The 7,720-nt window shown below is 52.5% G+C and carries 6 protein-coding genes; 1 reads left to right on the top strand and 5 read right to left on the bottom strand.

What is annotated here, in order from left to right; genetic code table 11:
* Positions 1-45: 45 nt before the first annotated feature.
* Positions 46-300 carry a helix-turn-helix domain-containing protein gene (locus KBZ15_RS14370; protein ID WP_255015895.1) on the top strand — a complete coding sequence of 85 codons (255 nt, stop codon included), beginning with the start codon at positions 46-48 and terminating at the stop codon, positions 298-300.
* Here the strand turns inward: KBZ15_RS14370 and KBZ15_RS14365 are convergent, their stop codons facing one another.
* From KBZ15_RS14365 to KBZ15_RS14345, 5 genes are all read right to left on the bottom strand, one after another.
* Positions 301-807 (bottom strand): hypothetical protein, encoded by a 507-nt coding sequence (locus KBZ15_RS14365; protein WP_255015894.1) that lies wholly within the window; start codon positions 805-807, stop codon positions 301-303.
* A 1-nt stretch (position 808) separates the two neighbouring features.
* Positions 809-1,729 carry a restriction endonuclease gene (locus KBZ15_RS14360; RefSeq protein ID WP_255015892.1) on the bottom strand — a complete coding sequence of 307 codons (921 nt, stop codon included), beginning with the start codon at positions 1,727-1,729 and terminating at the stop codon, positions 809-811.
* Entirely contained in the window at positions 1,729-4,920 is a 3,192-nt protein-coding gene (locus KBZ15_RS14355) for a type I restriction endonuclease subunit R (RefSeq protein WP_255015891.1), read from the bottom strand. Before KBZ15_RS14355 ends, KBZ15_RS14360 begins: the two co-directional genes overlap by 1 nt.
* Positions 4,920-6,248 carry a restriction endonuclease subunit S gene (locus KBZ15_RS14350; protein WP_255015890.1) on the bottom strand — a complete coding sequence of 443 codons (1,329 nt, stop codon included), beginning with the start codon at positions 6,246-6,248 and terminating at the stop codon, positions 4,920-4,922. The genes KBZ15_RS14355 and KBZ15_RS14350 overlap by 1 nt, the downstream gene beginning before the upstream one ends.
* A partial coding sequence (locus tag KBZ15_RS14345) for a class I SAM-dependent DNA methyltransferase (RefSeq protein ID WP_255015889.1) occupies positions 6,238-7,720 on the bottom strand: 1,483 nt, incomplete at its 5' end. The genes KBZ15_RS14350 and KBZ15_RS14345, both read right to left, overlap by 11 nt.

Genomic DNA, 7,720 nt, shown 5'->3' with positions numbered 1-7,720 from the left:
AGCACTGCTTTGCCCCTTCAGGATGCTTGAGGTCTTGTGCTCCTTATGGCAAAGCAAGTTCGTCTAACCCTCGCCAAGGCACTCGCTAAGGCAAATCTGCGTAGGGCAGAAGCGGGTGAGAAGGCAATCACGATGAATGGTCTGGCAGTCGCGGCAGGGGTGGCAGCGACCACCATCACGCGACTGGCACGGAACGATCAGAAGGCGGCATCAGCACTTTCCCTGGATTTGGCGGGGAAGGTGGTGACGGTGCTGGATTGTGGGATTGAGGATTTGTTGGAAGTTGTTGAGATCCCCTGATCAATCTGCCAGTTTATCTTCTATAAGATCCCAACGGTTTTCATATTCGCTCACATCCCAACCGTTAAATGCCTTAAATGGAGGAAGGGCGACCACTCTTATTGAACTGTCTTCGTGCGCTCTGCCATCCCTCCCAGTAGTAGACAACCACTGTTCATGGCACTCCATGATGTTGCGAGACATCACCGAAGCAGGAATGATAAAGTATTGAAAATGACTATCCGACTGAGGCGTAGGGATTCCCCCAAGAACCCAAAAGAAGTTTTCCATATAAGGTTTTTCTGCCTTTCGACCAACGCTACATGTTTTGCCACCAGGAATAAATGTCTTGACCTGGATGTGAACAAACCTGGTTCCCTCAATATTGCTACAGAGGATGTCTGTGTTGGGGGTGTCGCCAAGCGTCACCACAGCAGAATATCCCCTCCTACAAAGTTCACCAGCGATGAAGAACTGACTGGCGTTGCCCCTGGTGCTTTTCTCTTTAGCGATCTTTTCTTTTGGCATATCAAGTCTCCATTTCCAAGAAGAAATCCTCATCCATTCTCTGGATCACAAATGTCTGTTTTGTGGAAACTCCAATGCCATGCTTGAGCATCAGTTCAGACATCCTTTGACCATCAACGAGAACGATTCGCCTATCGGTCAATGTTCTTACATATTCCTGTGCTGGTTGAGCAAAAGTTGAGGTAGTCATGATGACTCCCTTGGATGCGCCAACCCCTGCCAACGCACCCACAAATCCCTGAATGACTGGTCTTCCTACGGATCCTTCCCATCGTTTCGCCTGGATGTAGATCCGATCCAGACCCAGATGATCCTGGTTCACAACTCCATCAACACCACCATCGGCACCACGAGCGACACCTTGAACATCTGCCATCGAACCGCCATATCCCATTCCCACAAGCAGACGAAGCACTAACTGCTCAAAACCTTGAGGGGGCAACTGCTTAACTCGATCTAAAACTTCAACTTGGAGTTCACGCTGAATCTGCCCTACTCCTTTTTCGATTTGCTCCTCAGGCGTGAGTTGGTCGTCAATGACGTCAGCAGGAATCGGTGCCTCCTCGTCATTGCTGGATGAACCCAAAAACTGATTGAACTGCTCGTATGATTTCAGGAACTCGACATCGATTTCGGATGGGTGGTTCGCAAGCAGTTTCTTCCCTGTTTCGCTGATGGCATAGGTTGCTCGTCGTGGGCGATCAAGTAAACCTGCTTTGAAGAGATAAGTTCTTGCCCAACCCATTCGATTGTCAAAAGCACTTTGGGTTCCACTGGGAAGGCGCTCACTCAATGCTTCGACAGTCAACCCAAGGTTTTCCGCCACCTCATCTCGCATCTGCTTGGTTGTCATCTCATTCCTGCTGCCCATGACATTGAGCAGAGGAAGCATGAGTGTGTGATAAGGAGGAACAGTGTTCATTAGGGCACCTCTCCTGACTGAAGGGCACCACTTTGGGTCAAAGCATCAGCAACAACCGCCTGAATCTTGTTGCCCAAATCTTCTCTCGACCATTCCTCAGAGATCATTTCGGTCTGCTGGAGCACCAAGTCAATCGCTGCTGGTTCCTGATCGGGTGGGTATCTATATCTTCTTAGCAATGCCTTGATAAGAGTTCGCAATCGTGCCCGAACGTTTTCCTTGTATTGCCAGTCGATGCTGAGGTTGCCCCTTAGTTTTTCTGCCAGTTCCCGTGCCATCTTCATCAGCACCTCATCCCCCATCAGATCTTGTGCTGACTGGTTGTTCGACAGGGCGTCGTAGAAGGCAACTTCAGCAACAGACAACCCCATCGCCGCCACTTTCTCTGCTTCATCACGGAACTGCTTTGCCATCGCAATCAGTTCTTCGATCACCTGCGCCGCTTCGATGGAGCGGTTGGCATATTTGTTCAGGGATGCCTGGAGCAGTTCACTGAATCGCTTCTGTTTGACCACGTTGGTCTTAAAGCGTGTCTGAACCTCTTCCCTTAGCAACCGCTGGAGCAGTTCAACCGCCAGGTTCTTCTGGGGAATCTTGCTGACCTCTGCCAGGAACTGATCCGACAGGATGCTGATGTCTGGTTTTTCAAGACCTGCCACCTTGAAAACATCGGTGATTCCATCTGCTACCAGGGCGTCAGACATTAGTTGACGCAACTCAAAATCAACATTTTTAGGGGCACGACCATCTCCTCCACCATCTCCATCACCTTTGACCAGTGGTGCTCGGATCGCCTGAAGGAAGGTCACCTCAGGGTCGAGTGCCATTGCTTCATCAAGGGTTCCGCACAGGGCAAATGCTTTGGTCATTGCCAGCACGGTGTCGCAATACCGCTGCTTGCCATCTGAAATCGCCAAGATGTGATCCAAGCAGTTGGGCAACAGTGCCATTGCTGTCTTGGGATCGGTGAATCCACTCCAGTCGAGGGGGTGAAGCAGGTCACGGGCAACCTGGAGTTTCTCCTTGAGAATCCGTAGTGCCTGATCAACATCCAGTTTGATTTTTCCTTTGCCCTTGGATGCTGTGTAGGTCGAGAGTGCTTCCTTGAGTTGGGGGGCGATGCCGATGTAATCGACCACCAGACCGCCTGGTTTGTCTTTGAAGACCCTGTTCACTCGGGCAATCGCCTGCGCCAGGTTTGCCCCCTTCATCGGTTTATCCACATACATCGTCGCCAGACAGGGAGCGTCAAATCCCGTCAACCACATATCCCGCACCACCACGATCTTGAGCAGGTCGGCAGGATCTTTGAACCGTTTCTCCAGATCCTTTTTCTGCTGCTTGGTGGTGTGGTGGGGTTGGAGGTATTGCTCATCCGATGCCGATGCCGTCATCACCACCTTGATGGCACCTTTTTTCGGGTCGTCGTCGTGCCAGTCGGGGCGTAGGGCAACGATGGCGGCATAGAGGCGAGCACAGATATCCCTGCTCATCGCCACCACCATCGCCTTGCCTGGTTGAGTGCGTGAGCGTTGCTCAAAGTGGGCAATCAAATCTGCTGCCACCTGCTTCAGGCGTGGTTCAGCACCCACCAGTGCTTCCAGTGCTGCCCACCTGCTCTTTGCCCGTTCAGCAGCAGGAATGTCGTCTTCATCTGAGAAGAGGTCATCTACCTGCTCATCCACCTGGGGCAGCAGCGGTTCCTTCAGCGCCAGTTTTGCCAGGCGGGATTCGTAGTAAATCGGCACCGTGGCACCGTCTTCCACTGCCTGCTGAATGTCGTAGACAGAGACGTAGTGCCCAAAGACCGCTTGGGTGTCACGGTCGTCTTGGGAGATGGGTGTTCCCGTGAAAGCGAGGAAAGTTGCTTGGGGCAGAGCATCTCTGAGTGCCTTTGCCAACCCGTATTTGATCTCCCCTGTCTTGGTGTCAAAGCGACCCTTGAACCCGTATTGGGTGCGGTGCGCCTCGTCGCAGATCACCACGATGTTGTGGCGCTCGGTCAGGGCAGGGAACTTGTCTTCATCGGGTTCGGTGGCGAACTTCTGAATGGTGGTGAAGATGATGCCGCCGCTGGGTCGGTTGCCAAGTAGTTCCCTGAGTTCTTGGCGACTGTCTGCCTGCTTAGGGGATTCACCCAGCAGATCTCCCGCTCCAGCAAAGACCCCGAACAGTTGCCCATCGAGGTCTTGGCGGTCGGTGACCATCACCAGGGTGGGGTTCTCCAGTCGTGGATCGGTGAGCAACTTGCCCGCCAGACACGCCATCTCGATGCTCTTGCCAGCACCTTGGGTATGCCAGACGACGCCACCTTTTTTATCGCCATCTGGTCTGCTTGCTTTGACCACTCGCTCCACTGCTGCCCTGACGGCGTGGAACTGGTGGTAGGCAGCGATCTTCTTGATGATCTGCCCGTCTTCCTCAAACAGGCAAAAACGACGAACAAACTCCAGCAGACGCCCTTTGTCGAAGATCCCCCGAACCAGGGTCTCCAGATCACGGTGAGCACCCAGCGGATCGAGGTGGTTCTCGCCTTCGATGGTGCGCCAACGTTGGAACCGTTCCCGATCAGCACTCAAGGAACCCACCCGTGCCTGGATGCCATCGCTAATCACCAGCAGCACGTTGGGCGTGAACAGGTCGGGGATGTCTTGCTTGTAGGTCTGGAGTTGGTTGAACCCTGCCCAGATGTCTGCCTTCTCATCGGCAGGGTTCTTGAGTTCGATCACTGCGAGAGGCAGACCGTTCAGGTAGACCACCACATCAGGGCGGCGGTTGTGCTTGGTGCCCTGGATTGCCAACTGGTTCACCACTAACCAGTCGTTTGAGGCGGGATCGTCAAACCCGATGACCTTGAGACGAATGCCGACCTGCTGATTTCCATCCATATAGGTGATGGGCAATCCCTGGGTCATCCAACGGTGGAAGTTGCGGTTGGATGCCAGAAGACCAGGCACATTGGGGTTTGCCAGTTGGAGCACCGCTGATTCGATGGTGCCCGCTGGAACTTCTGGGTTCAGGCGCTGGAGTGCTGAGCGCAGACGCCCAGTGAGGATGACCTGCCTGAAGTCAGTGCGTTCTGGGGTGGTGCCGTCAGGTGCGAGATCTGGAGCAAAGGCATAGGCATATCCGAGTTCCTTGAACCACTCAAGACACTGCTGCTCCAGATGGTCTTCTGTGATGAGTGCCATCAGATGCCAACCTCCTCAAGCATCTTCTCGGCATCAGGGATTCGGATTTCACCAGAGATGAGTTTGGGGAGAAGGGCATCACGAAAATCAGACAGGCAATGAGTTTCCTGTTGACCACACTTTATTGAGGAGAATATTGGCGCAGCAGTATCGCAAAATGCCCGAGCAATGGTCTCAGGTGGCACCACAAGCGGCATATCTCTAAGTATTTGCGAGTTAACCGCCGTGGCAATAGACGATGTGCTGCCGAGCGAATGGTAATCGTATTGAGACAGGAGGCAGTATGTGTATTCAGACCCTACACCCTTTGTCAACGATGAAAAATGAGCAATCGCTTCGTTGGTAAGCATTTCGCTCCCAGTGATGGCGACTCTTCCTATTGTGAGTTTGAAACTCAAGACAGCAGTATCTGGCGGCACGATTTTTACATTGAACTTTTCGACCGCCTCTCTTGTAAGACTTTCAGAAGTTCTATCGGCGTATACCCCTACTTCACCCAGGTCTCGGATTGACAACCAAGGCATATCAACTTTGCTTGTGGAGAACCACTGAGATTCTTTTCTTGGGGGTGTCTTGCCTATCGAAACATCATATTGCTTGCCTGCTGACTGAACAATCCACCCACTCGGAATCTCACCCAGTGCCGAATCCTCAAATGAATCGGGGAACAGGTCGCTGATTTCCACTGGCAATCCAGTTGAGCGACCTTCTGCCTTCGCTCTGACTGGATCGAAATCCACAAACCACGACTTGAAGAGCGCCTTTGCCATCGCCTCCAAGGTTTCATTGGTTTTGCGGTTCAGTTCGATCTTGTCGTCAAGGGTGGCAAGCAAATAACCGATACATTTCTGCTCTTTAAGGGGTGGAAGCACGACTTGTAAGCGGTCGAGTATTTCATTGTTCAAACTCGCCCTGGTCGACATTGTCGACATAGCATTCACGCTTTGCCTAAAGTGTGTAGACCTGAAATAGTATCGGGCGTATTCGGGCGCAATAACATCAGAACTCTTAGGTCTTAGTCGCTTCGTAAACCCATTGAAAGTTGCATTGGGATAATCCTTGAGGGCGACGCTGCTCATCCCAAGTTCATCCATTGTCTCGCTTGTGCGAGTCAGGAAAAGGTCACCCCGCTTTATTGAGCAACGGTTCTGCTCCTGTTGCGTCGACCTGACGAGTTCATTCAGAACATTTGGAACTGCTGAGTTGTAGAACACATCCTTGAATCCCAAGAAGGGATGCCCAGATCCAAACTCAGAGCGTGGTTTTGAAAGACCTGAGCAGTATTCATAGACATCTCCCAGTAAAAGCGTTTTCCATTCAGAACTCATATCCCAACCTCCTCAGATTCTCGGCAATCTGCTGATCCAACTTCGCCCCCTCTTCCTGCTGCTGCTTGAGTAATCCAGTGAGGCGTTTCATCTTCTCCTCAAATGGTTCTCCATCATCTTCAACATCTGCCGCCCCCACATAGCGACCTGGCGTGAGCACAAAACCATTCTTCTCGATCTCCTCTAACTTGGCGTTGTAGCAGAAACCAGCGACATCCTCATAAACATCAGACACCTCACCATCACCACGCCAAGCGTGAACGGTGTCTCCAATCTTGGCAATATCCTCATCAGTTAATACTCTCTCAACCCGTGTCTTCATTGTTCCCATCTGGCGGGCATCAATAAACAATGTTTCTCCACGGCGATCACGACCACGCTGGGTCTTGTCATTCGTCAGAAACCACAGGCAAACAGGAATCTGAGTATTCAGAAACAGTTGCCCAGGCAGTGCCACCATCACCTCAACCACATCACCACGCACCATCGCTTCTCGGATCTGCCCCTCACCGCTTTGGTTGGAACTCATTGATCCATTCGCCAGCACTACACCTGCTTCACCACCAGGTCGTAGTTTCCAGAGCATATGTTGTAACCACGCATAGTTCGCATTACCTATGGGTGGTCGCCCATAAACCCAGCGTGGATCACTCTCATATTTCTCCCCGCCCCAATCCGAAATGTTGAATGGTGGGTTGGCAAGGATGTAGTCAAACTTCTGATCGGGGAACTGATCTCTGGCAAAGGTGTCAGCAGGTTCCTGACCAAGATCCGCAGCAAACCCACGGATCGCCAGGTTCATCGCTGCCAGGCGCCAAGTTGTTGGGTTGCTCTCCTGCCCGTAGATCGAAGCGTCATCCCGCTTGCCCCCGTGCGCTTGGATGAACTTCTCGCTCTGAACGAACATTCCGCCTGAACCACAGCAGGGGTCATAGATCCGACCTTTATGGGGTGCCAGAACAGCAACCAGCGTTTTGACGACGTGAGCAGGGGTATAGAACTGACCGCCCTTCTTGCCTTCTGCGCTGGCGAACTGACCGAGGAAGTATTCGTAGACCTCACCCAGCACATCACCTGATCGCTGGTCGTCGGCAAATCCAATGGTGGAAATCAGATCCACCAGTTCACCTAGTCGCCCTGGTTCCAGTTGGGCGGCACCAAACCGCTTATCCAACTTGCCCCGCAGCGTTGGGTTCTCGTTCTCGATGGCAACCAGTGCCTTATCGATCAGTTGACCAATATCAGGTTGCTTTGCCCGTGCCCGTAGCGATTCCCAGCGAGCATCAGCAGGCACCCAGAACACATTCTCCTGGGTGTAGTAGTCACGGTCTTCCAGTGCTGCCTGGTGGTCGGCAGGGTCATCACCAACGAAGTTGTCAGAGTCAGGGTCGCTGACCATCAGCAGCACCTTGCCTTGCTGGGCAGCAAAGGTGTCTGAGATGTATTTGAGGAAGATCAGACCCAGAACCAGA

Origin of the sequence: Cyanobium sp. BA20m-p-22 (genome assembly GCF_024346275.1) — a bacterium.
Taxonomy (GTDB): domain Bacteria; phylum Cyanobacteriota; class Cyanobacteriia; order PCC-6307; family Cyanobiaceae; genus Cyanobium_A.
Note: the sequence above shows the minus strand (reverse complement) of the source record. Positions and strands in the feature narration are given on the sequence as shown.